The 25718-nt window shown below is 73.9% G+C and carries 24 protein-coding genes; 13 read left to right on the plus strand and 11 right to left on the minus strand.

Annotated features, from left to right (window positions below; genetic code table 11):
* Window positions 1-89 precede the first annotated feature (89 nt).
* From ABD352_RS44655 to pspM, 5 genes are all read left to right on the plus strand, one after another.
* On the plus strand, window positions 90-605 hold the full coding sequence (locus ABD352_RS44655; RefSeq protein ID WP_344618672.1) for a helix-turn-helix domain-containing protein: 516 nt from the start codon (window positions 90-92) through the stop codon (window positions 603-605).
* Window positions 606-1216: 611 nt separating this feature from the next.
* Window positions 1217-3040, plus strand: a complete 1824-nt coding sequence (locus tag ABD352_RS44660) for a substrate-binding and VWA domain-containing protein (RefSeq protein WP_344618673.1) — start codon at window positions 1217-1219, stop codon at window positions 3038-3040.
* A 31-nt stretch (window positions 3041-3071) separates the two neighbouring features.
* The gene (locus ABD352_RS44665) at window positions 3072-3893 is read left to right on the plus strand and encodes a hypothetical protein (protein ID WP_344618674.1); all 822 of its coding nucleotides are present in this window, start codon (window positions 3072-3074) and stop codon (window positions 3891-3893) included.
* Window positions 3894-4035: 142 nt separating this feature from the next.
* Window positions 4036-4890 carry a PspA/IM30 family protein gene (locus ABD352_RS44670; protein ID WP_344618675.1) on the plus strand — a complete coding sequence of 285 codons (855 nt, stop codon included), beginning with the start codon at window positions 4036-4038 and terminating at the stop codon, window positions 4888-4890.
* Window positions 4891-4921: 31 nt separating this feature from the next.
* Window positions 4922-5683 carry a phage shock envelope stress response protein PspM gene (gene pspM, locus ABD352_RS44675; protein ID WP_344618676.1) on the plus strand — a complete coding sequence of 254 codons (762 nt, stop codon included), beginning with the start codon at window positions 4922-4924 and terminating at the stop codon, window positions 5681-5683.
* A gap of 148 nt (window positions 5684-5831) precedes the next feature.
* Here the strand turns inward: pspM and ABD352_RS44680 are convergent, their stop codons facing one another.
* The 6 genes from ABD352_RS44680 to ABD352_RS44705 form a co-directional block, all read right to left on the minus strand.
* Complete coding sequence (locus tag ABD352_RS44680; protein WP_344618677.1) at window positions 5832-6659, minus strand: hypothetical protein; 828 nt, start codon at window positions 6657-6659, stop codon at window positions 5832-5834.
* Window positions 6660-6830: 171 nt separating this feature from the next.
* The gene (locus tag ABD352_RS44685; RefSeq protein ID WP_344618678.1) at window positions 6831-7640 is read right to left on the minus strand and encodes a DNA-formamidopyrimidine glycosylase family protein; all 810 of its coding nucleotides are present in this window, start codon (window positions 7638-7640) and stop codon (window positions 6831-6833) included.
* A gap of 20 nt (window positions 7641-7660) precedes the next feature.
* Window positions 7661-8116, minus strand: a complete 456-nt coding sequence (locus ABD352_RS44690) for a hypothetical protein (protein ID WP_344618679.1) — start codon at window positions 8114-8116, stop codon at window positions 7661-7663.
* A gap of 12 nt (window positions 8117-8128) precedes the next feature.
* Window positions 8129-8593 carry a GNAT family N-acetyltransferase gene (locus ABD352_RS44695; RefSeq protein WP_344618827.1) on the minus strand — a complete coding sequence of 155 codons (465 nt, stop codon included), beginning with the start codon at window positions 8591-8593 and terminating at the stop codon, window positions 8129-8131.
* Window position 8594: 1 nt separating this feature from the next.
* A complete protein-coding gene (locus tag ABD352_RS44700) occupies window positions 8595-9797 on the minus strand; it encodes a glycoside hydrolase family 5 protein (protein WP_344618680.1) in 1203 nt (400 codons plus the stop codon).
* A gap of 264 nt (window positions 9798-10061) precedes the next feature.
* Window positions 10062-10994, minus strand: a complete 933-nt coding sequence (locus tag ABD352_RS44705; RefSeq protein ID WP_344618681.1) for an LLM class F420-dependent oxidoreductase — start codon at window positions 10992-10994, stop codon at window positions 10062-10064.
* Between the two features lie 18 nt (window positions 10995-11012).
* On the opposite strand from ABD352_RS44705, the gene ABD352_RS44710 reads away from it, so the two are divergent.
* Window positions 11013-11780, plus strand: coding sequence for an SAM hydrolase/SAM-dependent halogenase family protein (locus ABD352_RS44710; RefSeq protein WP_344618682.1), 768 nt, complete (start codon window positions 11013-11015; stop codon window positions 11778-11780).
* Between the two features lie 12 nt (window positions 11781-11792).
* Here the strand turns inward: ABD352_RS44710 and ABD352_RS44715 are convergent, their stop codons facing one another.
* From ABD352_RS44715 to ABD352_RS44725, 3 genes are all read right to left on the minus strand, one after another.
* Window positions 11793-16301, minus strand: coding sequence for an ATP-dependent helicase (locus ABD352_RS44715; protein WP_344618683.1), 4509 nt, complete (start codon window positions 16299-16301; stop codon window positions 11793-11795).
* A 155-nt stretch (window positions 16302-16456) separates the two neighbouring features.
* On the minus strand, window positions 16457-17098 hold the full coding sequence (leuE, locus tag ABD352_RS44720) for a leucine efflux protein LeuE (RefSeq protein WP_344618684.1): 642 nt from the start codon (window positions 17096-17098) through the stop codon (window positions 16457-16459).
* A complete protein-coding gene (locus tag ABD352_RS44725; RefSeq protein WP_425553912.1) occupies window positions 17074-18333 on the minus strand; it encodes a bifunctional pyridoxamine 5'-phosphate oxidase family protein/GNAT family N-acetyltransferase in 1260 nt (419 codons plus the stop codon). The genes leuE and ABD352_RS44725 overlap by 25 nt, the downstream gene beginning before the upstream one ends.
* A gap of 173 nt (window positions 18334-18506) precedes the next feature.
* On the opposite strand from ABD352_RS44725, the gene ABD352_RS44730 reads away from it, so the two are divergent.
* The 4 genes from ABD352_RS44730 to ABD352_RS44745 all read left to right on the plus strand — a co-directional run bounded on the left by ABD352_RS44730 (window position 18507) and on the right by ABD352_RS44745 (window position 22247).
* A complete protein-coding gene (locus tag ABD352_RS44730; RefSeq protein ID WP_344618685.1) occupies window positions 18507-19292 on the plus strand; it encodes a hypothetical protein in 786 nt (261 codons plus the stop codon).
* Window positions 19293-19372: 80 nt separating this feature from the next.
* Complete coding sequence (locus tag ABD352_RS44735; protein ID WP_344618686.1) at window positions 19373-20281, plus strand: hypothetical protein; 909 nt, start codon at window positions 19373-19375, stop codon at window positions 20279-20281.
* Window positions 20282-20333: 52 nt separating this feature from the next.
* Window positions 20334-21065, plus strand: coding sequence for a hypothetical protein (locus tag ABD352_RS44740; protein ID WP_344618687.1), 732 nt, complete (start codon window positions 20334-20336; stop codon window positions 21063-21065).
* A 39-nt stretch (window positions 21066-21104) separates the two neighbouring features.
* Complete coding sequence (locus ABD352_RS44745) at window positions 21105-22247, plus strand: acyl-CoA dehydrogenase family protein (protein ID WP_344618688.1); 1143 nt, start codon at window positions 21105-21107, stop codon at window positions 22245-22247.
* On the opposite strand, the gene dhaL is transcribed toward ABD352_RS44745, so the two are convergent.
* Both dhaL and dhaK read right to left on the minus strand, forming a co-directional pair.
* The gene (gene dhaL, locus ABD352_RS44750) at window positions 22222-22839 is read right to left on the minus strand and encodes a dihydroxyacetone kinase subunit DhaL (protein WP_344618829.1); all 618 of its coding nucleotides are present in this window, start codon (window positions 22837-22839) and stop codon (window positions 22222-22224) included. The two genes, ABD352_RS44745 and dhaL, sit on opposite strands and share 26 nt — an antisense overlap.
* Window positions 22839-23834 (minus strand): dihydroxyacetone kinase subunit DhaK, encoded by a 996-nt coding sequence (dhaK, locus tag ABD352_RS44755; RefSeq protein WP_344618689.1) that lies wholly within the window; start codon window positions 23832-23834, stop codon window positions 22839-22841. Before dhaK ends, dhaL begins: the two co-directional genes overlap by 1 nt.
* 39 nt (window positions 23835-23873) lie before the next feature.
* On the opposite strand from dhaK, the gene dhaM reads away from it, so the two are divergent.
* Genes dhaM through ABD352_RS44770 form a run of 3 tightly spaced genes read left to right on the plus strand, consistent with a single transcriptional unit; the run spans window position 23874 to window position 25717 of the window.
* Window positions 23874-24245: a dihydroxyacetone kinase phosphoryl donor subunit DhaM gene (gene dhaM / locus ABD352_RS44760; RefSeq protein ID WP_344618690.1), complete on the plus strand. Its 372-nt coding sequence runs from the start codon at window positions 23874-23876 to the stop codon at window positions 24243-24245.
* Window positions 24229-24483, plus strand: coding sequence for an HPr family phosphocarrier protein (locus ABD352_RS44765; protein ID WP_344618691.1), 255 nt, complete (start codon window positions 24229-24231; stop codon window positions 24481-24483). Before dhaM ends, ABD352_RS44765 begins: the two co-directional genes overlap by 17 nt.
* Window positions 24473-25717, plus strand: coding sequence for an MFS transporter (locus ABD352_RS44770; protein WP_344618692.1), 1245 nt, complete (start codon window positions 24473-24475; stop codon window positions 25715-25717). Before ABD352_RS44765 ends, ABD352_RS44770 begins: the two co-directional genes overlap by 11 nt.
* Window position 25718: the final 1 nt, after the last annotated feature.

The following is a 25718-nucleotide window of genomic DNA, read 5'->3' on the forward strand; positions in this document are numbered from 1 at the left end:
GGGGCAGGGTGTCGATCGGCGCTGTACCAGGTACCGTGACGAGTACCAGTTTTCGCGGTCTTGCCAGCTGCGTCAGAGGGGGTGCCACCGTGCTGCTTCGTCGGGTGATCGGTGACGCGCTGCGAGCGCGACGGCAGGCCCAGCATCGGACGCTCCGCGAGGTCTCCACCGCGGCCAATGTGAGCCTCGGGTATCTGTCGGAGATCGAGCGCGGCCAGAAGGAAGCGTCCAGCGAGCTGCTGGCCGCGATCTGTGAGGCGTTGGGCGCGGCGCTGTCCGAGGTGCTGCGCGATGTGAGCGACACGCTCGCCCTGTCCGAGGACCTGTCGCCGGTGCTCGTGCCGGTCGGCGGTCCCGACTCCAAGCCGGACGACGGCTCGGGGGCCGACGGCGTGCCGATGCAGGCGGAGCCCGTGCCCGCGGCGAGCGGCGGTTCGGGCGACGCGCCACAGGCCCGGCTGGTGCGCCGCGACGCGCCGAAGTCCAAGATTTCCGTCGACGCCAAGCTGTCGGTCGCGGTCCACCACACCGGGCCGCTCCGCACGACGCTGCGCGGCACCCGCGGCTCGTCCGACCGCCCGCGCGACGCCGTACTCGTCGCCTGAGGCCACCTGCCGCAAGTCCTGCGCCGGGCGTAGCTTCCGCGCGCCTGCATCGGGGTGGCTTGCGCGCCCGCGCGACGCTGTCCTCGTCGCCTGAGGCCGCCTGCAGCAAGTCCTGCGCTGGGCGTACCTTCCGCGCGCCTGCATCGGCGTCGTCCGCGCGACGCTGTCTCCGTCGCCTGATGCCACCTGCCGCAAATCCCGCGCCCGGCCGCCTCGGCGTTGCTCGACCGGGGCCACACCGAGGCTCGAAGCGGCGTCACGGTGATGGTGGGCCTCGGCGCCCAGACCCATTCACCAGCGGGTCGCGCGTCCTAGCCGGGCCGGGACTCGCTGAGCGGGGATGATCAACGGCGCCAGGATCGGACATTCCGCCTGTCGGGGGTATAAATCCGATAAGTCGTGGCGCGGAGCGCCCGACTTATCGAACCGCCGCCCAATGAGAAGTTCGCCCGCCCATATCGGATTTGCCAGACGTCAGCGAACAATCCGGCAAGTCCGAAGCACCGACGATCAACCACGTGGCTTGATCGCGGTTCGACGCGACCTGACACACTGATGCCGCGCCCGCAGGAGGCGCACCACGAACGCACCAGCGTGGAGGCGAGCGACACGTGAGTTACCCGGCCCCCAACCGGCGGCGCAACCCCCTGCCGATCATCATCGCCGCGGTCATCGGCGTGTTCGCGATCTGTGCGGTGTACCTCGTGCTGGCCAACCGGGGCGGCAAGAGCGACGACAACAAGAACGGCTCGTCGCCGCGCCGCGAGGGGTGCATCTCGCTGAACGTCACCGCGTCCAGCGAGAAGGCCGCGCTGATGACGCAGCTCGCCAAGAGCTACATCGAGTCCGACCGGCGCTTCGACGGCAAGTGCGCCGACCCGGTCGTGCAGTCCAAGGCTTCCGGCGCGGCCCTAGACGCGCTCGCCGCCGGGTGGGACGCGCAGCGCGACGGGCCGCAGCCGGCGGTCTGGACGCCCGCGTCGGCGTCCTGGGTGGCGCTGCTCAAGCAGCGGCTGGCCAGCACCGACAAGGGTGCCCTGGTGCCCGACGGCAAGCTGCCCATGGTCGCGCAGTCGCCGCTGGTGCTCGCCATGCCCAAGCCGATGGCCGAGGCGCTGGGCTGGCCCGACAAGCCCATCGGCTGGGACGACGTGCTCGGGCTGACCAACGACCCGAACGGCTGGGGTGCCAAGGGCCACCCCGAGTGGGGCCGGTTCAAGCTCGGCAAGACCAACCCGCACTTCTCCACGTCGGGGCTGAACGCGACCGTGGGCGCCTACTTCGCCGCCACCGGGCGCTCGACCGACCTCACCGACAAGGATCTCGCCGACCCGAAGGTCCTGCAGTACGTCAAGGCGGTCGAGTCCGGCGTCGTGCACTACGGGGACATCTCGCTGACGTTCCTGTCCAACCTCATGGCGGCCGACCAGGCCGGGCGGGGGCTGAACTACATCAGCGCCGTCGCCATCGAGGAGAAGTCGGTGTACGACTACAACACCGGCAACCCGACGGGCGACCCGGCGCTGGCCGGCAAGGGACCCAAGCCGCGCGTGCCGCTCGTCGCCGTCTACCCCAAAGAGGGCACCCTGGTGAGCGACCACCCCTACGTGGTGCTCAGCAACGCCAGCGACGAGCAGAAGGCCGCGGCCGCCGACTTCCTCGCCTACGTGCGCGACGCGCCGCAGCAGAAGCGCTTCACCGACCTCGCCTTCCGCACGTACGAGGGCAAGCCCGGCGCCGGGCTGACGCGGGAGAACGGGCTGTCGCCGGACGCGAAGTTCACGATCATCGACCCGCCGTCGCCGCAGGTCATGGAGAAGGCGCTGGCCACGTGGGACGCGCAGCGCAAGCGGGCCAAGGTGCTGCTGGTGCTCGACGTCTCGGGCTCGATGAACAACGACGCCGGCAACGGGCACAGCCGCATGGAGCTGGCCAAGCAGGCGGCGCTGCAGGCGCTCACCCTGTTCGCCCCGGACGACGAGGTCGGGCTCTGGACCTTCTCGACCGAGGTCGGCGGGGCGAGTACGCCGTACACCGAGCAGGTCCCCGTCGGCGCGCTGAACGCCAACCGGAAGAAGCTGGAGCAGGTCGTCAACTCCCTGGCCGCGGAGGGCGGCACGGCGCTGTACGCCACCACCAGGGCCGCGCAGACCAAGATGGCGTCAATGGCCGACCCCAGCCGGATCAACGCGGTGGTGGTCCTCACGGACGGCAAGAACGAGTACCCGAAGGACAGCGACCTCAACGCCCTCGTCCGCGACGTGGACACCTCCGACAAGGAGATCCCGGTCCGGGTCTTCACCATCGCGTACGGCGGGCAGGCCGACCTCGCGACGCTGCAGAAGATCTCGGCGGCGTCCCGGGCGGCGGCGTACGACGCGAGCGACCCGACGACCATCGACAAGGTTCTCGTCAACGTCCTGAGCAACTTCTGATTCGACGGGCTGAGAAGGCACACTTACGGTCGTGGGCGTCAAGGAACAGCTGACTGAGCCGTGGGGCCTCGTCGCGGCCGGGCTCCTCGGCGGCATGGGCGGGGCGGTCGCGGCCGCCCTCGCCCCGGCGGGCCTGCTCGTCGGCCTGCCGGTCGGCCTAGGGGTCGCCGGTGCGGTGTACGGGATCCGGGTCGCCCTGGGCGCCCTCGGCGACCGGGGGTCCTCGTCCCCCGCGATCACCGCGGCGCCCCCGCCGAGCCTGCCCGCGCCCCCGAAGGGCAGCGACGCCGAGCGCTGGCTGCGCCGGGCCGAGGCGGCCGTGCGCACCCTGCGCCGGCAGGCCGAGGGCGTCGGCGACCCGGTGCTGCGCGGCCAGATCGGCGAGGTCGACGACAACGCCGCCGGCGCGCTGGGGGACCTGGCCCGCTTCGCCGGTCAGGTGACGCTCATCGAGCGCAGCGCGTCGGGCATCAACACCCAGCAGCTGCGCCAGGAGTACAACCAGCTGCAGCGCGGGCTGTCCGGGCTGTCGGCCGGGCCGCTGCGCGACGAGCGGCGGCGGGCGCTGCAGGCCGTGGCCGACCAGCTCGATGTCGGCAAGCGGCTGCGGGACGCCCGCGAGATGCTCCTGGCCCGCATGCAGTCTGCGGTGCTGGGAATGGAAGGACTGGTGGCGCGCATGGCCGAGCTCGTGGCCCTGCACGCGACCACCGTCGGCGGCGCGCCGCTGACGGCGACGAAGGTAGCGGAGCTCACCAGTGACCTCGAGGGCCTGCGCGCGGGTCTCGCGGAGGCGGAGCGGCTGTCTCAGACGACGCTGTCCGGGGGGGATGTCCCGGGCACCGAGCCCTGACTTCTCCCTGACTTGTGTCCGCTATATCAGGTTCTGTACGAATTGTCGGGGCTTTGCCGCCAAGGTAGGCGTGACGCTGTAGCGCACGCCTGACACGATAGAAGCCGCACGTAACGAGTGCAGGCCGAGAGAGGACCGCGAGATGGCGAATCCGTTCGCTAAGGGCTGGAAGTACCTCATGGCGCTCTTCGGCGCCAAGATCGACGAGTACGCCGATCCGAAGGTGCAGATCCAGCAGGCGATCGAGGACGCGCAGCGTCAGCACCAGGCCCTGGTGCAGCAGGCCGCGGCCGTGATCGGCAACCAGCGCCAGCTGGAGATGCGCTTGTCCCGGCAGATGTCCGAGGTCGAGAAGCTGCAGGGCTCGGCCCGCCAGGCGCTCGTGCTGGCGGACAAGTCCCGGGCCGAGGGCGACGAGGCGAAGGCCACGCAGTACGAGCAGACCGCCCAGGTGTTCGCCACCCAGCTGGTCGCCGCCGAGCAGGGCATGGAGGACCTCAAGACCCTCCACGACCAGTCGCTCAACGCGGCCGCGCAGGCGCGCAAGGCGGTCGAGAACAACGCCATGATGCTCCAGCAGAAGCTCGCCGAGCGCACCAAGCTGCTCAGCCAGCTGGAGCAGGCGAAGATGCAGGAGACCGTCGCCAAGTCGCTGGAGTCGATGAGCGGCCTCGCCGCCCCCGGCAACACCCCGTCGCTGGACGAGGTGCGGGAGAAGATCGAGCGGCGGTACGCCAACGCCATGGGCCGCGCCGAGCTGGCCTCCAACTCCGTCGAGGGGCGCATGCTTGAGGTACAGCGCTCGACGCTGGACATGGCCGGCAGCTCCCGCCTCGACCAGATCCGGGCCAGCATGGCCGGCGAGAAGCTCGCCGCTGCGCCGGAGTCCCCGGCCGTCGCCTCGACCGGCCCGAAGGACGCCAGCGTCGCCCGGCTCGACGAGATCCGCGCGAGCATGAAGGACAAGCAGGCGGGAGACTCGGCCAGCGCCGGCTGACCGACACGACGGCGAACCCCGGGGGGCGGTCATGGCCAGCGATAGGGCCAAGCACCTGAAGCGACTGCGGCGGCTGCACCGCTCCGCCCGGGGTTGGACCGTGCGCGCCGGCCTGCTCACCGGGGCGACCGCGGTCCTGGTGCCGTACAGCGGCCTGGGCCTGCCCGACGCCTTCTGGGCCGCAGCGGCCGGCGGCTCCATCGCGATGACCGTCTGGCGGTGGCTGGACTACCGGGCCTTCCGAGCATTGCCGGTACCGCCCGAGCCCGACCCGGCCCTCGCCGGCGCGATGGCCCGCGACAAGCTCGTCGGGCTCGTCCAGCGCCTGCCCGCCGGCCGCACCGCCGTCGCCGAGTTCGACCGGCAGCGCGAGTCCTTCAAGCTGCGGGGCCTCACCGTGGCCGAGCCGTGGCGCCGCCTGGACCGCGCCGCGGCCATGCTCAGCGGCCTGATCGGCCGCCTGGGCCCGGTCGCCGAGGCCGCCGTCCTGGACGCCGCCGTCGCCGAGCGCCAGCTGCGCGACCTGGCCCAGCGCTGCGCCTCGGTCGAGCGCGCCATGCGCATCGGCCCGGCCGGCGACAACCTGCGCCCGGCCCACCGCGCCCTTGCCGAGCAGCTCGAGCAGGGCGTCGCCGCCTACGAGCAGTTCGTGACCGCGGCCGCCGGCTGCGTCGCCGAGGACACCACCGCCGTCGGCAACCTGACCGACGCGACCGCCTTCCTGCGCGGCGTCGCCGAGGGCCTCGCCGACCTGCGCACCCCGCAGCCCACCCCGCGCCCCCAGACCGCCTGACCCGCGTCCGTACCGCCCGGGTCTCTTCGGCTCAGGCTGCGGAGCCGAGCCGTCGGCTGAGGTCGTCGAGTGCCCGCGTGGCGGCTCGCAGGTCTCGCCGGGCGGCCTCGATGTCGATGGCGGCCGAGGCTGGTGGAAGGCAGGAAAGTCACTCGTTCGGGAGCAGGTAGCGCCAGCTGGCGCGCAGGACGGTGCCGTCCTGGAGGCGGTAGGTCGGCCAGGCGCCGCGCTGGTCCAGGTCCCGGGTCAGCATGCGCACGGCGGCGCGGGCCGCGTCGCCGTCCAGGTCCGCCCGGCGCAGGCCCTCGTTGTCGGGGGAGGGCAGGGCGATGCCGAGTGGCCAGGCGGCGGCGGACGAGGCGCTCGGGAGGGCGGCGACCGGGGTGCCCACGGCGACGCCGCCGGCGGTGCCCTCCAGGGCGGGGACGGCGACGACGCGGACGCGAGTGGCCAGGTACGGCTGCGCCGTCGCGGACACCGCCTTGTGCACGGTGGCGAGGCGGTCGCGGGCGTCGTAGAGGGCGGCGGGGTACCAGTGATCGGGCTTGAGCTCGTCGAGCCCCTCGGCGGAGCAGGTCAGCGTGCCGCTCGCCGACCAGACCGTGAGCTTCGTCACGGGGGCGTCGAGGATCGACGGGGTGCCGGTCGGCTTCTTCTCGGCGGCGTTGGCGCGCAGGTCGTCGGCCAGGGTGGTGGCCAGGCCGCGGAGCTGGTCGGGGTCGAGGCGGGAGCGGTAGGTGGCGTCGGCGATGGCCTCGCCGTCGCCGTAGACCACGAGGCGGGGCGGGCGCAGGGCGGCCGTGCCGGGCGCGCTCAGGCCGCCGGTCAGCTCCCACACGGCCAACGGGGCGTCGCCCGGAGGATCGAACGAGATCGTCGGGGCGGGGGCGGCACCCGGGGCGCTGCTGCAGGCCGAGACCGTGGTCGCGGCCAGAACGCCGGCGAGCAGGCCCCGACGGGTCAGCCGGAGGTTCACCGGCTCGCCACCTTGCCCGCTTCGCTCATCGCCCCTCCCCAGGAGACGTTGCCCCGCGATTACGACCAGCACACTATCGCGTGCCGGGGAATCCGCCCGCGGCGGTCGGGGTGGGATAACGGGTCAGGGCCGTCCGCCGCGGCGCCGGGACTGCTCAGCGGGTGCTCGCGCTCAACCGCCGGGCGGGAGGGCGCCCGGCTGGCAGTGCGGGCACCAGTACGTGATGCGCTCGTGGTCGCCGCCCGTCCATCGGCGCAGGACGGTCCGGCACCTGCGGCACGGCTGACCGGCCCGCTCGAAGACCCAGTTGGTCTCGCCGCGGCGCAGGGAGCCGGTGGTGGCCTGGGTCCAGCGGCCACGGTTGGAGTTGAGCAGCGCGTGCGCCTTCTCGACCAGGGCGGTCAGGTCCGCGACCTCGCCCACCGGGGTCCACGGCGACACGCCGCGCAGGAACAGCGTCTCGGCCTTGTACAGGTTGCCGATGCCCGCGAGGTTGCGCTGGTCGAGCAGCGCGTCGGCGATCCAGCGCTCAGGCTGGGCCCGCAGGCGGCGCACCGCCTCGGCGGCGTCCCAGCCGGGCCCCATGAGGTCGGGGCCGAGGTGACCGACCAGGCGCTCCTCGTCGCGGGTCGGCACGATCTCCAGCTCGTGCAGGTGGAAGCCGACGGCGACCGCGGCGTCGGTGTGCAGGGCGACCCGGATCAGGTGAGCGGGGCGGCCGGTCCAGCGCTCGCCCGGGCGGTACGTCCGCCACGCGCCGTCCATGCGCAGGTGCGAGTGCAGCGTGAGCGGCTCGCGGCCCTCGCGGGTGAGGCGCAGCAGGAGGTGCTTACCGCGGCAGGCGGACTCGGCGACGGTCCAGCCGGACAGGTCGGCGGTGGCCAGGCGGGGCACGCGGAAGTCGCTGCGGCGCACGACCTGGCCGGTGATCGCCTCGCCGAGGACGCGCGCGGTGTTCCAGACGGTGTCGCCCTCGGGCACCCCCGGAGTCTATGCGCCGGTCAGTGCGTGCCGGCGGGGGCGACCGTGTAGCGGTCCAGGTGGCCGCGGGCCTCCAGCGCCGCCACGACCGAGTCGGCGTCCGAGCGGGACTCGAGGCGGGCCACCTCGTGCCGCGAGCCGTCGTCGTCCTGGCGCAGCACCACCCACAGCCCCGCCTCCACGCCGGCGTGGACCTTGCGGGCCTGCTTCTCGGCGTCGCGGAGGTGGTCGGCGGCCTGCCGCTCGGCGAGGCGCAGGATCTGCTCGACCCGGCCGCCGAGGCCGGCCGCGGGCGGCTGGTCCTGGTCCTCCGGGCCGGCCGCCTCGGGCTGGCTGGCCGCGAACATGATGAGGCCCACGACGGTGGCCGCCACGCCCGCCCACACCGCCGTCGTCTGGGCCCGGGACGAGGCGAGCTGCGAGCCGGCGAAGAGTCCGACGCCGAGCCCGATCGTGAGCATTGACCAACGCCTCATGACGCCTAGAGGCTAGCGGATGCGCTCCAGTTGCATGATCCCGTCGCCCTCGGCCAGCCGCGCGGTGCGCCCGGTCGGAAGGTACCCCGACTTCTCGTACAGCCGCCGCGCCCGCGCGTTGTCCTCCCGCGTCCACAGCGTGGTGCGCGGCCAGGGCTCGTGCAGCGCGGCGAGGACCGGGGCGCCGTGGCCGCGGCCCCACGCGTCCGGGCGCACGAACACCATCGACACGTGCCCGTAGCCGGGGATCGGCGCGCCCGCGCCGTCGTCGGCCCGCCCGGGCTCGGCCAGCCCCATCGCGACCGTCCCGGCGCCGTCGAACGCGACGACGACCACGGCGTCCGGCGCCCGCAGCTTGGCCCGCACCCGCTCGATCCGCGCCGGCGTGGGCGCGCGGCCGCGGGCCTCGTTGGCCGCCCGCCAGACGTCCAGGGCGGGCTCCAGGTCGGCCGTCCCCGCGCGGCGTACCTCGATCACGTCACTCAACCAACACCTGGCGGGCCATCGGCGTCAAGCGCTGGCAGTGTGCCGGCGGCGGCCAGGTGACGCTGCGCAGCTCGTCGGCGTAGGTCATCCAGTAGTGGCCGCTGCCGTCGTGGTCGAAGTAGGCGTGCGACTCGTACGCGACCCGGCCCACGGGGTCGTCGATCCACGCGTGCGGGTGCATCTGACCCCACGACGGCGGCCCCATCGGCACGTACCCGCTGACCAGGATGGCCCGCTGGTCGCCGCCGGCCCGGATCGCGTCGACCGCCTCCTGCGAGGCCCGCTCCCAGATCAGCGCGCCCGCGCGCCCGTCGGCGGCCAGCCGGGTCGGCTCGTTGAGCAGCCCCAGCCCGATGACGGCCGGGTTGTTCAGCGCGGGGCTCAGCCGCGCCCAGAAGTCGGCCAGGGCGGACGTCGGCAGCACCGCGTCGCCCAGGTGCAGCATCCGCAGCGGCCCCTCGCTGCCGCCGCCGTAGGCGTAGTCGCCGTAGTTGTGCAGGTCGACGATGACCTCCAGACCGGCCGCCTTCGCGTGGTCGAGGGCGTCGCGCACCCGGCCCAGCTCGGCCTGGTCCAGCGGCCCGTACGGCCGCGGCTGCAGCCGCTCCCAGTTCACCGCGAGCCGCACGAGTCGCACGCCGCGCCCGGCCAGGAACGCGTAGCTCGACGGGGACTCGTACGTGTAGTCCTGCCCGTAGCGCCCCGGGTTGCCGGTGCCGAAGCCCCCGTTGCTGTCCGAGGCGGCGAAGGAGCCGGCGGCGAGGTTCACGCCGCGCAGATATCCGGCGGTACTGCCGTGCCGCTCGACGATGCGCGCCTGCGGCCCGGCCACGTCGACCTGCAGCCCCTGCGCGACCGGCCGGTACACGGCCATGGGGTAGTTCGCGGGCCACGTGCCGGCCGCCCACGCGGTGACCGGGAGCCCGATCGCGTCGGCGGCCTGGTACCAGACGTCGGCGACCGCGCTCCACTGCGCCTGGTCCTTGTCGGACGGCCACCCGATCTCGCCGATGAACCCGCTCGCGTGGTTGCGCCGCAGCCACGCCGAGAAGTTGGCGAGCCCGGCCACGGCCCTTGCCTGCACGTCGTCGGCCACGCACAACACGCGTTCCGGCCTGGGGTTCTGCAGCGGTACCGCGATTGCCGCCACCATCAGCAGCAGCACCGCGGCGAGCGCGGGGCCCTTGCGCAGCACCGAGTGCAGGGGGGCAGCGTCTCGTCGCGGCCGTACGAAGCCGGGCGGGTTGTGCGGCACCACGGCGGGGCACTGCCCGGCTTTTCCGGATTTATGGGTGCTCGGCGGGCACCCATGGTGTGTGCCTGCTCTCGGCGCGGGATCGCCGGGATATGTCGGGCGCCGGTGCGCCACGACATATCCGACATTTCACGATTTACCTGGCGTCACTGGGTAAGTGGGACATATCGGTGCCGGGGCTTTTGGCACATCATGCCGAGCGGGTCAGGACAGCAGCGGAGCGACCTCGGCCGCGATCAGCTCCAGGTGCTCCAGGTCGCGCATGTCGAGCAGCTGCAGGAACGCGCGGGAGGCGCCGGCCTTGCCGAAGTCGCGCAGCTGCTCGGCGATGCGCTCGGGTGTGCCGTACAGCTGCCCGTCCTGCGGCTTCTCGGGGTCCAGCCCGACCGCCTCGGCCCGGCGGCGCACCTCGGCGTCGTCGCGCCCGCACACGATGGTCTGGGCGAACGAGAAGACGATCGGCGCCCGGCCGTCGCGGCCCTCGCGCTCGATGGCCTCGACCACCCGGCAGAACTGCGCGTCGGTGTCGGCCAGCGAGGAGAACGGCACGTTGAACTCGTCCGCGAACCGCGCCGCCAGCTTCGGCGTGCGCTTCGGGCCCTTCCCACCGACGATCACCGGCGGCCCGGGCTGCTGCACCGGCTTGGGCAGGGCGGGGGAGTCCACGATGTCGTAGTAGCGGCCCTCGTAGCTGAACGTCGACCCGGCCGGCGTCGACCACAGCCCGGTCAGGATCTCCAGCTGCTCACCCAGCCGGGCGAAGCGCTCCGTGACCGGCGGGAACGGAATGCCGTACGCGCTGTGCTCCCGCTCGAACCACCCGGCGCCCAGCCCGATCTCCACCCGTCCGCCGCTCATCGCGTCGACCTGCGCGACGGCGATGGCGAGCGGTCCCGGGTGCCGGAACGTCGCCGACGTCACCAGCGTCCCGAGCCGGATCGTCGATGTCTCCCGGGCGAGCGCCCCGAGCGTCACCCACGAGTCGGTCGGCCCGGGCAGGCCGTCGCCGCCCATGGTGAGGAAGTGATCGGAGCGGAAGAAGCCGTCGAACCCGAGTCGCTCGGCCCGCTGGGCGATGGCGAGCTGGTCCTCGTACGCCGCGCCCAGCTGGGGCTCGGTGAACACGCAAAGCCGCATGAGGCCGACACTATCGTGATGACGCCGAGGACGATCTCATTCACCACCGACTACGGCCTCGCCGACGGTTTCGTCGCCGCCTGCCACGGCGCGATCGCCCGTCTCGCCCCGGCCGCCCGCGTCATCGACGTCACCCACCTCATCCCGCCGGGTGATGTCCGCCGCGGCGCCGCGGTGCTGGCCCAGACCGCCCCCGCGTTCCCGCCGTCGGTTCACCTGGCCGTCGTCGACCCGGGCGTCGGCACCGCCCGCCGCCCGATCGCGCTGTCCACCGTGGACGGCAGCCTGTTGGTCGGCCCCGACAACGGCCTGCTCGTCCCGGCCGCCGAGGCCCTGGGCGGCATCGCGACCGCGGTCCACCTCACCAACCGCGCATGGTTCGCCGAGCCGGTCTCGGCCACCTTCCACGGCCGCGACATCTTCGCCCCGGTCGCCGCCCGCCTGGCCACCGGCGCCCCGCTGCCGGAGGCCGGCGACCCGATCGACGACCCGGTGACGCTCCCGCCCCCGTACGTCGCCTTCGTCGACGGCCGCCTGGAGTCCGAGATCCTGACCGTCGACCACTTCGGCAACATCCAGCTGGCGGCCAGGGACGCCGACCTCCCGGGGGCCGTGACGGTGAACGGCGTCCCCGCCACCCGGGGCACGACCTTCGGCGACGTCCCAGAGGGCGCCCTGGTCCTGTTTACCGACTCGGCTGGCTATCTGGCGGTTGCGGTCAACGGCGGCAGCGCCGCCGCGTTGCTCGACGTGAACCCCGGCGGCCGCGTCGTGATCGCGCCCTGACGGGCACTTTGTTCAACCCCGCAGCCGCAACCCCCTGGGTGTGCTCCGGAACCCGGCCGCCGCCAGCGCGTCGCGCAGCGGCGAGTGCAGGATCGACTCCCCGTCCGCCCGCTCCACCGACAGCGCCCCCAGCGCCCCGCCGTGCACCGCGTCCGCGAGGGCCTTCGCCGCCAGCGCGAGCAGGTCGGGGTCGTCCACATAGGACAGCAGCGTCCGGCCGCCCCGTTCGACGTAGAGCACGAGGTCGCCGCCGACGGTCACCACCAGCGCGCCCGCCTTGCGGCCGGCCCGGTGCCCGGCCCGCTCGCCGTCGCCCGCGTCCACGACCCGCTCCGGCCAGGGCAGCGCCGACCCGTACGGATTCGCGGGGTCGGTCGCGGCCAGCACCAGCGCGTCGCGGTGCTCGGTGCCGCCCCGCAGCCGGTCCACGGCCCCCGGCAGCGCGAACTGGGCCGCCCCCAGCCCCTCCACGAAGTAGCCGCGCCGGGCCGCGCCCCGCTCCTCCATCGCCGCCAGGACCGGATAGACGCCGGCGAACGCGCCCGGCAGGTCCTCGGCCATGACCGCTCCCCGGGTGACCACGCCGTGCCGCTCGAGCAGCAGCTCGGCGTTGGCGGTCGCGCGCCGGGTCGGGTCGAGGTCGCGCTCCGGCAGCCGGTACCACCGCCCGGCCGCTTGCGGTGGCCCGCTGCGGGCCGTGGCGAGCGAGCCCCGGCTGAGCGCCCCGCGCCCGAGAGCCCCCGGCCGCCGATACCGCGACCGCGGCGCCGAGGGCCGCGACCGGTGTGCCCCGCCGGCGCTGAGCTTCGAGCGCAGCGGCGCGATCGTGTCGTTGGACAGGTGCCCGGCCCAGACGAGGTCCCACAGCGCGGCGAGGAGCTCGTCCTCGGGCGCGTGGATGTGCTCGGCGATGCTCCGGAAGAACAGCGCCTGCCCGCCGCCGAGGGCGTCGAGCACGGCCTCGTGCAGCGGCCCGCCGACCTCGGACGGCGGCGGCAGGAGCAGCGGCGCGGCGTCGGCGAAGGCCAGGCTGACCCAGCCGTCGTGCTCGCCGATCCCGCCGCCGCCGGCCCACACCAGGTCGCCGGAGGCGGTCAGCTCGTCCAGGTACGCCGCGCTGTAGTCGGCCACCCGCGCCGGCAGGACGAGCCGCTCCAGCGCCGAGGCCGGCAGCGCCACGCCCTGCAGCTGCTCGATCGCGGACGCCACGGCCTCGATCCCGCGGGCCCGGGCGCCGCCGATGTGGTGCCACTGGGGCAGGAACCGGGCCAGCGCCCGCGGCGGCACGGGCTCGATCTCGCGCCGCAGCGCGGCCAGCGACCGGCGCCGCAGCAGGCGCAGGATCTCCGCGTCGCACCACTCGGTGCCGGCCCCACCGGGGGAGAACTCGCCCGACACCACCGACGGCAGCCGGCGCAGCGCCTGCTCCAGCACGAACACCCCGAGCCCGAAGCGGGCGGCGGACACGGCGGCGGTGAACGGCCCGTGGGTGCGCGCGTAGCGGCTCACCAGGTCGCCCAGCGGGTCGGCCACCGGCTCCAGGTAGGCGGTGGGCAGCCCGACCGGCAGCGCCACCCCGAGCGCGTCGCGGTAGCGCCCGGCGTCCTCGACCGGGATCCACCGGTCCTCGCCGGCCACCCGGACCTGGATCGCCCGCCGCTGAGCGGCCAGCTCGACGGCCCACGCCGGGTCGGCCCCGCGGAGGGCCAGCTCGGCGTCGGACAGGTCGCCCAGCACCCGCAGCATCTCGGCCACGTCCTCGGCGTCGCGCGGGGTGCGCTGCGCCCCGAGCCACTGCAGGGTCTGCTCGGTCTCGACGACCACCGCCGGGTCGAGCAGCTCCCGCAGCTCCACCCGGCCGAGCAGCTCGGCCAGCAGGGTCGGGTCGAGCGCCAGGGCGGCCGCCCGCCGCTCGGCCAGCGGCGCGTCGCCCTCGTAGAGGAACGCCCCGACGTAGCCGAACAGCAGCGACCGGGCGAACGGCGACGGCCGCTGCGTCTCCACCTCCACCAGCCGCAGCTTCCGCCCGGCGATGTCGCGCATGACGCCGACCAGGCCGGTCACGTCGAACACGTCCTGCAGGCACTCCCGGGCGGCCTCCAGCGTGATCGGGAAGTCGGCGTATTCCCGGGCCACGTCCAGCAGCTGGGCGGAGCGCTGCCGCTGCTGCCACAGGGGCTGGCGCCGGCGCGGGTCGCGGCGCGGCAGCAGCAGCGCCCGGGACGCGCACTCGCGGAACCGCGCGGCGAACATCGCCGAGGTGCCGACCGTCTCCTCCACGATGCCGGCGATCTCGTCGGGGTCGAACGCGACGAGGTCGGCCCCGGGCGGCTCGTCGGCCACGTCGGGCAGCCGGACCACGATGCCGTCGTCGCTGGGCAGGACCTGCGCGTCCACTCCGTACCGCTCGTGCAGCCGCCCCGCGATCGCCAGCGCCCAGGGCGCGTTGACCCGGGCCCCGAGCACGCAGTGCACGGTCATCCGCCAGTCGCCGAGCTCGTCGCGGAACCGCTCGACCAGCACCGTGCGGTCGTCGGGCAGGTGCCGGGTCGCCTCGCGCTGCTCGCGCAGGTAGGCCAGCAGGTTGTCGGCGGCCCAGTCGTCCAGCCCGCCGGAGCGCAGGTGGGCCCGGGCGGCCTCGTCGCCGGACTTGACCAGGCCCCGCAGCCGCGCGCCGATCGCCCGGCCGAGCTCGACCGGCCGGCCCGGCGAGTCGCCCTTCCAGAACGGCATCTTGGCCGCGGACCCGGGCGCGGGGGAGACCAGCACCCGGTCGGGCGTGATGTCCTCGATCCGCCACGACGTGGAGCCGAGCAGGAACACGTCGCCGACCCGGGACTCGTAGACCATCTCCTCGTCGAGCTCGCCGACCCGGGCCGCCTTCTCCGCGCCGGCCAGGAACACCCCGAACATGCCCCGGTCGGGAATCGTGCCGCCGCTGGTGACGGCGAGCCGCTGGGCGCCGGGCCGGCCGGTGAGCACCCCCTCGGTGCGGTCCCACACCACCCGCGGCCGCAGCTCGGCGAACGCGGTCGACGGGTAGCGCCCGGCCAGCATGTCGAGCACCGCGAACAGCGCCGAGTCGGGCAGGTCGGCGAAGACCGCGGCCCGGCGCACGATCGCGGCCAGCTCGTCCACGTGCCACGGCTCCATCGCCACCATGGCCACGATCTGCTGGGCGAGCACGTCGAGCGGGTTGCGCGGGTAGCGCAGCTCCTCGATGCCGCCCTCCACCATCCGCTCGGCGACCACCGCGCAGGAGACCAGGTCGCCGCGGTGCTTCGGGAACACCACCCCGCGGGAGACGGCCCCGACCTGGTGCCCGGCCCGGCCGACCCGCTGCAGGCCGGCGGCGACGCTCGGCGGCGCCTCGATCTGCACCACCAGGTCGACGGCGCCCATGTCGATGCCCAGCTCCAGGCTGGAGGTGGCGACCACGGCCGGCAGCTGCCCGGACTTGAGCGCCTCCTCGATCTGCTTGCGCTCCTCGCGCGAGACGCTGCCGTGGTGCGCCCGGGCCACCATGGGCGGCGCACCGTGCGCGGTGCCGGCCTGCGCCATCATCTCGGCGGGCGTGCGCGGCGCGTCGGGCCGCGGCACCCCGGCCCGGGCCCCGGCCAGCTCGTTGATCCGCGCGCAGAGCCGCTCGGCGCCGCGCCGCGAGTTGGTGAACACGATCGTGGAGCGGTGCTCACCGATCAGGTCGAGGACCCGCTCCTCGACCGCGGGCCAGATGGAGGCCTGCCGCGGCGCCCCGTCGTCGTCCTCGCCGGGCGCGGCCTCGCCCAGGGCCGTCATGTCCTCCACCGGCACCTGTACCTCGACCTCGATCGTCTTCGCGCTCGGCGGCTGGACGATCTCGACCGGGGCGGCCCCGCCGAGGAAGCGGGCGGTCTCGTCGATGGGCCGCACCGTGGCCGACAGCCCGATCCGCTGCGCGGGCCGCTCCAGCAGCGCGTCGAGCCGCTCCAGCGACAGCGCGAGATGGGCGCCCCGCTTGGTCGCGCAGACCGCGTGCACCTCGTCGACGATGACGGTCTCCACCCCGCGCAGCGACTCGCGCGCCTGCGACGTCAGCAGGAGGTAAAGCGACTCGGGCGTCGTGATGAGGATGTCGGGCGGGGTCTTGGCGAAGGCCCGCCGCTCGTCGGCCGGGGTGTCGCCGGTGCGCATCCCGACCCGGATGTCCGGCGGCTCCTGCCCGAGCCGGGCGGCCGCCTGCCGGATGCCGGCCAGCGGCGCCCGCAGGTTGCGCTCCACGTCGACGGCCAGGGCCTTGAGCGGGCTCACGTAGAGGACCCGGCACCGCCGCGCCGGGTCCCCGGGCGGGTGGGCCGCCAGCTGATCGAGGGACCACAGGAAGGCGGCGAGCGTCTTGCCGGAGCCGGTCGGCGCCACCACCAGCGCGTGCCGGCCGGCGCTGATCGCCTGCCACGCACCCGCCTGCGCCCTGGTCGGCGCCGCGAACGCCGCGCGGAACCACTCGCGCGTCGCCACCCCGAATCCTGCCAGCTCTGTCATGCCCCCAATCCTGCACCGGGGGTACGACAATTCTCGTTAGCGGTGGCGATTTGCCCGAATTGGGCCGTTTGGCTACTGTATTCCAATCCCCAACCTGACGTGCCTGGCCGGGCAGCGAAGGGGTCCCTCGCCGGGTGCGGCGAGGGACCCTGTGCTCAGGACAGGCTGGCCGTCGCGAGCTTCACGCTGAAGGCCAGGAAGGCGCCACCGACCAGCGTGGTGAGCCCGGCCGCCAGCTTGCGCCGGGTGCGGAACTGGCCGGCCAGGTACCTGCCGCCGAAGATCAGCAGCGTGAGGTACAGGGCGCTCAGCACCTCGGCGATGACGCCGAGGACCAGGAAGCTCAGCGCCGGATGCGGATAGCCCGGGTCCACGAACTGGATGAAGAACGAGACGAAGAACAGGATCGCCTTCGGGTTGAACAGGCTGATCACCAGCGCCCGGCGGAACGGCCGGTCGGCCTTGGGCTCGGCCACCGCCGTCGCCTGCTCGGGATCGCGGCGGCGCCGCAGGGTGCTGATGATCAGCCGGACGCCGAGATAGGCCAGATAGGCCGCGCCGAGGTACTTCACGATCCCGAACAGCCACGGATAGGCGTGCAGCAGCGAGGCCACCCCGCCCGCGGACAGCGTCATCAGCACGGCGTCGCCGAGCCAGACCCCGGCCGCGGCCCGGTAGCCGTCGCGCACGCCGCGGCGGGCGCCCATGGACAGCACGTACAGCGAGTTCGGCCCCGGCAGCAGCACGATGGCCGCCGTGCCGAGCACGTACGTCAGGGGGTTGGTGACACCGAGCACGAAATGCCTCCTGCTTCCAGCGCCGCGGCCAGCCGGTCGTGTGCGGCGGGCCAATCTTCGGCGATCATGGAGTACAGCACGGTGTCTCGCTGGCTGCCGTCGGGGCGTCGCCGATGTGCGCGGATGACCCCTTCCCGCTGCGCGCCGAGCCGCGCGATCGCCTTCTGCGAGCGCTCGTTGCGGATGTCCGTGTGCCACTCCACCCGCACCGCGCCGAGCGTGTCGAAGGCGTGGCGCAGGAGCAGCAGCTTCGACTCGGTGTTGACGCCCGTGCGCCACCAGGGCCGGCCGACCATCGTGTGCCCGATCGCCACCGAGCGGTGCACCGCGTTCGGCGAGTAGTACGAGGTCGTGCCGATGATCCGTCCCGTCGCGGTCTCGCGCTGCAGGAAGGGCACGCGGTCGGTGTCGGCCAGCGCGGTGGCCACGATCGCCGCCATGTCCGCCACCGAGGCCGGTCGCGGGCTGGTCAGGTGCGTCCAGACCTCGGCGTCGTCCACCGCCTCGAACAGCCCGGCGGCGTGGCAGTGCTCGAGCGGCTCGAGCGTGACGAGGCGGCCGCGCAAGGTGGTCGGGCTGTGCCAGGGGTCGAGCCGCGGACGCAGATAATCCGGCAACGGTACGTCCACCGCCTCCGCGGGCACCGCCAGTCCCCGGGTGAGCGTCAGCGGTACGACGCCGGCCCAGTGCGGCAAGGACACGTCCTCGGCGTCGTCGACCGCGCCGGCCGCCCGCACCTTCGTGCTGACCTCGTCCAGGGGCAGCGCCAGCATCGCGGTCTGCGCCGACTCGCGGCGGTCCGGCGGCCGGCTGTCCGCGGCCCGCCCGGGCGCGACCTTGTCCACCAGCGCCGCGAACGCCCGGGACCGCTCCTCCTCGTCCTCGACCAGCCGCGCGACGCCGTGCACGATCACCGAGCGGTAGTTGGCGCTGTGGTTGAACTGCGAGCGGGCCAGCACCAGCCCGTCGATCAGCGTGACCGCGACGCAGACGGGCAGGCCCTCCTCGCGGGCCGCGAGCAGCGGGCGGCTGCCGGTGGAGCCGTGCAGGTACAGCGTGTCGCCGACCCGGGCGTGCAGCGTGGGCAGCACGCGTGGCTCCCCGTCGACGACGAAGCTGAAGTGGCAGACGTACGCCTCGTCGAGCACCGAGTGCGCGAGCTCGACGTCGTAGGAGGCCCGGTCGGGCTTGCGCCGCGGCGTGCTGCGCGCCGTCTGCTGAAACGTGTCCACCACGTCGGCTCCTTTGTTCTAGTACAAAGCTCCTCTTGTGGCAGTACAATAGCAGCCGCCCCATGAGCAGCCACAACCGAAAAATGTCGGACCCTCCCGCTACTGTCCCGGGCATCAGGGCACCGCGCGCAAAATACGGGGGCGTGCGGTGCCCCGCATCGAAGGGGGAACCCGCCGTGAAGATCGCCGTCGTTGCCGCCGTGGCCTCGCTCGTCCTCGTCAGTGCCTGCAGTGCCGAGGGCGAGGACGCGCCGGGCGCCTCGTCGTCCCCCGCCGGCGCAACCGCGGCCGCCGCCCCGGCCGGCAGCGTCGCACCGACGGGCCGCCTGGCCGCGGCGGCCACCAAGACCGGCGGCGGCACCTACACCTTCAAGATGACCTCCGCCGCCCTGACCGTCGACGGCGCCGCCGACCCGGCCGGCCCGACCAGCACCGGCAAGGCCGTCATCACCGTCGACAAGGCCACGATCGCCTTCGAGTCGCTGTTCACCGCCGGCACCTATCTGGTCCGCATCACCGGCCTGCCCGGCGTCGACGGCCAGAAGTGGCTGCGCGTCGACCGCGCCAAGCTCCAGGGCGCCGACCCCCTGGGCGCCGCCTCCGTGAAGGACCCGACCGGCCTTTCCGGGCTGCCCGACGTGGTCTCCAGCGCCACGACGACCGACGGCCGCGAGTTCAAGGGCGCCCTGGACCTGACGAAGGGCGGCTACAGCATCGTCGGGCCGGCCGCCGCCAAGGGCCTGGGCGACCTGGCCCGGGCCGTGCCGTTCACCGCCACGGTGGACGCGCAGGGCTACCTGACCTCGGTGAAGGTGAGCGTTCCGGCCTACGCCCAGGCCAAGGCCGACGAGGTCGCGGTGTCCTACGGAGGCTTCGGCGCCCCGCTGCAGGCACCGTCGCCGGCGGCTTCCGAGGTGATCGACGCACCCACAGCGGCCTATTCGCTGTTGAACGGGAAGTAGGCGGCACCGCTACAGGGGGATGACTCGGACAAATCGGGTGATTCCCGGCGCTGCCGCTCGCTCGTTCAAGGAGGAAGAGCTTGCGCACCGACGTCCCGTCCACGCCCACCCCGGGCCCCTTGACCTCGCCGCTCGTCCCGGGCGTTTCCGCTGCGCCGCCGGCCGCCGCCGCGCCGCCGGTCCCTGCCCCGATCGGGACCGTCGGGGCGGCGCGGCGGGCCGGACGCGGGGTTGCGCTGGTCGTGGCGCTGCTGGCGGCCGTGCTGCTCGGGGGGTGCGGGGGAGCGGGCGACGGCGGGGCCACCTCGGCCGCGGCGTCCGGGGAACCGGCGGCCGTCGCGGGGAAGGAGGCGCTGGCGGCGGCGGTGAAGGCGCTGGGCGAGTCGGGGTACGCGTACACGATGAAGATCGACCAGGGCACCGTCACCGGCGTGGTGGAGAGCAGCGGGAAGCGCCAGGCGCGGCTGGACGGGATGGCGTCCGGGGTGCGGTTCTCGATCGAGGGGATCGTGCTCGGCGGTGGGGAGCGGTACTTCCGCACCAGCATTCCGGCGACGGGGGTCAACGCGAAGAAGTGGTACCGGTTCGACCGCACGAAGGTGAGCAAGACGGGGATCATCGGGCTGTTCGAGACCGATGACCCCACCAGCAGCCGGGACCTGGCCGGGCGGGTCGGGTCCGCGAAGCTGGAGAACGGGCGGATCACCGGGACGTACGACCTCACGCGGGGCGGCGACCTCGGGCTGGCCGACCGCGGGGCGATCGCGGCGCTCGGCGAGCGCGCGAAGCGGGCGCCGTTCGTGGTCGGGCTCGACGGGCAGGGGCGGCTGAGCTCGGTGCGGATCACGGTGCCGGCGGTCGGCAGCACGCCCGAGCGGACCTTGGCCGTGGACTACCAGAAGCAGGGCATGACGGTGCAGGTGGCGGTGCCCAAGACGGCGGAGGTCGCGCAGGCCAACGCGGCTGTGTACAACCTGTTGAACAACTGAAACCCGGCTTTGGGGGCTCGGGCGGGCGCGCCGGACCCGATACGCTGCGGCGGTGCTGAGGCGAGGGCTGGCGCTCGTCCTGTTGGTGGCGGGGCTGAGTGGATGTACCGCGGCCAAGGAAACGGCCGCCCCAGGAGCCCAGGGCAGCGTCAGGCCGTCGCCGACGGGCCTGGCCGCCGGGGCGCTGGGGCTGGCCGGCGGGAGCTACCGGTTCAAGGTGACCGCGAACGAGGGCAGCTACACGGGGGCGATCGACCCCGGGGCCAACGTGCTCGACGCCAGCGTGAGCGTGAGTTCGAGCGGCGCCTCGCTGAAGATCGACACCGTCGAGGTGCGGGGCAGCGCGTACACGCGGATCACCGGGCTGCCGCTGCCGGGGTTCGACGGGAACACCTGGTACCGGGTCGATCCGCAGCGGGTGACGAAGCCGGGGGCGCTCGGGCTCAGCGCGATCAAGGACCCGACCGAGGTGCAGGCGCTCATGGCGGCGGCGCACGACGTGACGCGGGACGGGCAGATGTACCGGGGGACGGTCGACATGACCCGGGTGGTGGCCTGGGGGCCGGTCAACGTCGGGCAGGTCAGGCAGCTCGGGGAGGCGGCCAGGGCGATCCCGTTCGAGGCCACCGTGGACGGCAGCGGCCGCCTGACCAGCGTGCGGGTGCGCATCCCGGACGACACCGTGGAGGCGACGTACTCCGACTTCGGGGTGCCGGTGAGCGTGCAGGAGCCGGCGGGGGCCGAGCCGCTGCCGGACCACCTGTACGGGATGCTCGGCCTGTGACCTAGGCGAGACGGCGTCTCGCGACGCACACTGGCCCGCATGGAGCAGCACCTGTACGAGGCCGAGCACCACGCGTTCCGGGACCTGTGCCGCGAGTTCCTCGCGCGCGAGGCGGTGCCGCACAACGACGAGTGGGAGAAGGCCGGGATCGTCGACCGGGAGGTCTGGCGCAAGGCCGGCCGGGCCGGGCTGCTCGGCACGGACGTCGACGAGGAGTACGGCGGCGGCGGGCAGAAGGACTTCCGCTTCAACGCGGTGCTGGTCGAGGAGATCGTCGCGGCCGGGGCCTCGGGGCTCGGGTTCGGGCTGCACAACGACGTCGTGGCGCCGTACCTGACGGACCTGACCACGCCGGACCAGCGCAAGCGGTGGCTGCCCGGGTTCTGCTCCGGCGACATCGTGACCGCCATCGCGATGAGCGAGCCGGGGGCCGGCAGCGACCTGGCCGGCATCCGCACGAGCGCGGTGCGCGACGGCGACTCGTGGGTGCTCAACGGGCAGAAGACCTTCATCACCAACGGCGAGATGGCCGACCTGGTGATCGTCGTGGCCAAGACCGACCCCAGCAAGGGCGCGCACGGGATCAGCCTGTTCGCGGTCGAGACCGGCACGCCCGGGTTCACCCGCGGGCGGCGGCTGGAGAAGGTCGGGCTCAAGGCCAACGACACCGCGGAGCTGTTCTTCGACGACTGCCGGCTCCCGGCCGACCACCTGATCGGCCAGGAGAACGCCGGCTTCTACCACCTCATGGCCAACCTGCCCCGGGAGCGGCTCGGCATCGCGGTGGCCGCCGTCGCCGCGGCCGAGCACATCCTGGGCATCACGCTGGAGTACGCCCGCACGCGCGAGGCCTTCGGGCGGCCGATCGGCAAGTTCCAGCACAACCGGTTCCTGCTGGCCGAGCTCGACACCGAGGTCACGATCGCGCGGACGTTCCTGAACCACTGCATCGTGGAGCACAACGCCGGGCGGCTCAGCGTGACCGACGCGGCCAAGGCGAAGTGGTGGACGACCGAGCTGCAGAACAAGGTGGCCGATCGGTGCGTGCAGCTGCACGGCGGCTACGGGTTCATGCTGGAGTACCCGGTCGCGAAGGCGTGGCTCAACAGCCGGGTCCAGACGATCTACGGCGGCACGACCGAGATCATGAAGGAGATCATCGGGCGGGGCCTCGGGCTGTGACGTCGGCCAGGGCGGCCAGGATCAGCGCGGTGGACGTGGCGCCCGGGTCCTGGTGGCCGATGCTGCGCTCGCCGAGGTAGGAGGCGCGGCCCTTGCGCGCCTGCATCGGCACGGTCGCGCGGGCGCCCTGCGCGGCCGCGTCCGCCGCCGCCCGGGCCGCGTCCGCCTCGCCCTCGCCGGCCGCGGCGGCGTAGGCGGCCACCGCCGGGGTCAGCGCGTCGACCATCGTCTTGTCGCCGGGGGCGGCCTTGCCCAGCTGCCGCACGCCGTCCAGCGCGGCCTGCAGGCCCTCGGCCAGGGAGCCGCCGGCCCGCAGGGTCTTGCCCAGGGCGCGGAAGAGGGTGCCGTACAGCGGGCCGGACGCCCCGCCGACCTTGGACAGCAGCGTCGTGCCGGTCTTGCCGAGGACGTCGCCGGCGCTGCCCGGGGCGAGGGAGTCCACGGCGGCGGCCGCGGCGTCGAAGCCCCGCCGCAGGTTGACGCCGTGGTCGCCGTCGCCGATCGCGGTGTCGAGCTCGGTCAGGCGGTCGGCCTCCGTGCGCACCGCCGCGGTGACGGCGGCGATCCACGCCCGCGCCAGTTCCTCCTCCATCACGCCCCCCAGCGCAGGGCGGGGGTGCGCACGGGCGCGTCCCACAGGCGCAGCAGCTCGTCGTCGGCCCGGCAGACGGTGAGGGAGACGCCGGTCATGTCGAGGCTGGTCACGTAGTTGCCGACCAGGGAACGGGCGATCGTCGCCCCGGCGGCCTCCAGCCTCCGCGAGATCTCGCCGAACATGAGGTACAACTCGATCAGCGGCGTCGCGCCGAGGCCGTTGACCAGGACGATCAGCGGCTCGGGGCCGACCGGCCCGGCCGCGGCCACCGCGTCGACGATCAGCTCGGCGATCTCGGCGGCGGGGCGCATCCGCTGCCGGCTGCGGCCGGGCTCGCCGTGGATGCCGACGCCGACCTCGATCTCGTCGTCGGCCAGCTCGAAGCCCGGCCGGCCGGCGGCGGGGGTGGTGCCGGCGGCCAGCGCCACCGCGAAGGAGGCCGAGCGCTCGTTCACCAGCCGGCCCGCCGCGGCCACCGCGTCGAGGGCGGCGCCCTCCTCGGCCAGCGCCCCGGCGATCTTCTCGACCAGCAGCGTGGCGCCCGTGCCGCGCCGCCCGGCGGTCCAGGTGGAGTCCTCGACAGCGACGTCGTCGTCGACGAGCACCGACTCGACCCGCAGGCCCTCCTCGTCGGCCAGCTCGGCCGCCATCTGGAAGTTCATGACGTCGCCGGTGTAGTTCTTGACCACGTGCACGACCCCCGCGCCGGCGTCGGCCGCCCTGGTCGCGGCCAGGATCTGGTCGGGCACGGGGGAGGTGAAGATCTCACCGGGGCAGGCGGCGTCGAGCATCCCCGGCCCGACGAACCCGGCGTGCAACGGCTCGTGGCCGGAGCCGCCGCCGGAGATCAGCCCGACCTTGCCCGGGCGGGGCGCGTCCGCGCGCGCGACGTATTGCTCATCGAGGTCGACCCGCAGCTCGGGATGGGCGGCGGCGAGCCCGGCGAGCGCCTCCCGGACGACGTCGGCCGGGTCGTTGATGAACTTTTTCATGCACATAGCATGCCTGGTATGGGGCCAATGGTGGGGATCGTGCTCGTGTCTCACAGCGAGCGGCTGGCGCACGGACTGCGGGACATGCTCGTGCAGGTGGCAGGGGAGGAGGTGCCGATCGAGGCGGCCGGGGGCACCGACGACGGCGGGCTCGGCACCAGCTACGACCGCATCCTGGTGGCGATCGACCGGGCGGACCGCGGTGCCGGGGTGCTCGTGCTGACCGACCTCGGTAGCGCCGTGCTCACTGCGCGTACGGTCCTGGAGGACCGGGTGGCCAACGACGCCGTGCTCGTGGATGCTCCCTTCGTGGAGGGTGCCGTGGCGGCGGCGGTGCTGGCCGGGACGGGCGCCGGCCTCGACGAGGTGACCCAGGCGGCCGTGGAGGCCCGCGATGTCCGCAAGCTCTGAGCGCTCGGTGGTGCTGCCGGAGGACCTGCACGCCCGGCCGGCGGGGGCGCTGGTGCGGGTGGTGGCGCGGTTTCGCAGTACCGTCGAGGTGGTCTTCGGCGAGAAGACCGCGAACGCCCGCAGCGTGCTCGCGGTGATGGGGCTGGGCGCGACCGCGGGCTCCACGGTGCTCGTGCGCGCCGCCGGCGACGACGCTGCCGAGGCCATGGACGCGGTAGTCTCAGCGCTTGCTGACTGAACGTTCGGTTGCCCCCGACGCCACCGCGCTGCAGCGGCGCACCCTCGGACTGCTCGTCGGGACCCAGATCATCGGCGGGCTGGGCGTGGCCAGCGGCGTCTCCGTGGGCGCGCTGCTCGCCTCCTCCCTGGCCGGACCCTGGGCGGCCGGGCTGACCGGCAGCTGCTCGGTCGTCGGGGCGGCGCTGATCGCGATCCCGGCCACCCGCCTGATGCGCACCGGCGGGCGGCGGCCGGGCCTGGTGTTCGCGTACGGGCTCGGGTCCCTCGGCGCGCTGATCGTCGTGGCCGCCGTGCGGGCTTCCTCGGTACCGCTGCTGTTCCTCGGCACGCTGCTGTTCGGCGGGGCGAGCGCGGCGAACCTGCAGGCCAGGTACGCGGCCACCGACCTGTCCGCGCCCGATCGGCGGGCCCGGCAGCTGTCCTTCGTGGTGTGGGCCACGACCATCGGCGCCGTGGCCGGGCCGAACCTCGCGCCGCTGACCGATCGGCTGCTCGGGCGGTGGGGGATGCCGGAGTACGGCGGGCCGTATCTCTTCAGCGTCGTCGCCTTCGCGTTCGCCGCGCTCGTGCTGCTCGCCGTGCTGCGGCCGGACCCGCTGCTCACCGCGCGGGCGCTGGCCGGCGAGCAGGCGCCGCCGGGCAAGGCGGTGTGGCGGGAGGCGGCGCGGACCGTCCGCGACAGCGCGGGGGCCCGGACCGGGGTCGCCGCCGTGGTCGTCGGGCACGTGGTGATGGTCGGTGTGATGTCCATGACGCCGGTCCATATCGGGACATATGTGCACGACCACGGGGATCTGCTGCGCATCGTCGGGCTGGTGATCAGCATCCACATCACCGGGATGTACGCCCTGTCGCCGGTCGTCGGATGGCTGGCCGACCGGGCCGGGCGCCGCGCGGTCATCCTCGGCGGCGTGGGCGTGCTCCTGCTTGCCTGCCTGCTCAGCGGTACCGCGGGAGGCCACACCTGGCGTCTGTCCATCGGCCTGGGGCTGCTGGGGCTGGGCTGGAGCGCCACGATGGTGGCCGGTTCGACGTTGTTGTCGGAGTCGGTACCGCTGCAGCAGCGCGCTGGCGTGCAGGGGCTCTCCGACGTCGTCATGGGGGTGGCCGGGGCCTCGGCGGGGGCGCTGTCCGGCGTGGTGGTCGACCTGTTCGGCTACCCGGTGCTCACCCTGCTCGCCGGTGTGGTGGTGCTGCCACTGATCGCCCGGGTCCTCCGTCCGCTCCGTTAGG

The sequence above is a fragment of the Dactylosporangium salmoneum genome, from assembly GCF_039532525.1.
Classification (GTDB): domain Bacteria; phylum Actinomycetota; class Actinomycetes; order Mycobacteriales; family Micromonosporaceae; genus Dactylosporangium; species Dactylosporangium salmoneum.

Bases quoted from the DNA above. Each gene is read 5' to 3' on its own strand.
- ABD352_RS44670 (WP_344618675.1), top strand. From the start codon at position 4,036: ATGGCGAATCCGTTCGCTAAGGGCTGGAAGTACCTCATGGCGCTCTTC.
- pspM (WP_344618676.1), top strand. From the start codon at position 4,922: ATGGCCAGCGATAGGGCCAAGCACCTGAAGCGACTGCGGCGGCTGCAC.
- ABD352_RS44690 (WP_344618679.1), bottom strand. From the start codon at position 8,116: ATGAGGCGTTGGTCAATGCTCACGATCGGGCTCGGCGTCGGACTCTTC.
- ABD352_RS44705 (WP_344618681.1), bottom strand. From the start codon at position 10,994: ATGCGGCTTTGCGTGTTCACCGAGCCCCAGCTGGGCGCGGCGTACGAG.
- ABD352_RS44710 (WP_344618682.1), top strand. From the start codon at position 11,013: ATGACGCCGAGGACGATCTCATTCACCACCGACTACGGCCTCGCCGAC.
- ABD352_RS44715 (WP_344618683.1), bottom strand. From the start codon at position 16,301: ATGACAGAGCTGGCAGGATTCGGGGTGGCGACGCGCGAGTGGTTCCGC.
- ABD352_RS44745 (WP_344618688.1), top strand. From the start codon at position 21,105: ATGGAGCAGCACCTGTACGAGGCCGAGCACCACGCGTTCCGGGACCTG.
- dhaL (WP_344618829.1), bottom strand. From the start codon at position 22,839: ATGGAGGAGGAACTGGCGCGGGCGTGGATCGCCGCCGTCACCGCGGCG.
- dhaK (WP_344618689.1), bottom strand. From the start codon at position 23,834: ATGAAAAAGTTCATCAACGACCCGGCCGACGTCGTCCGGGAGGCGCTC.
- ABD352_RS44765 (WP_344618691.1), top strand. From the start codon at position 24,229: ATGTCCGCAAGCTCTGAGCGCTCGGTGGTGCTGCCGGAGGACCTGCAC.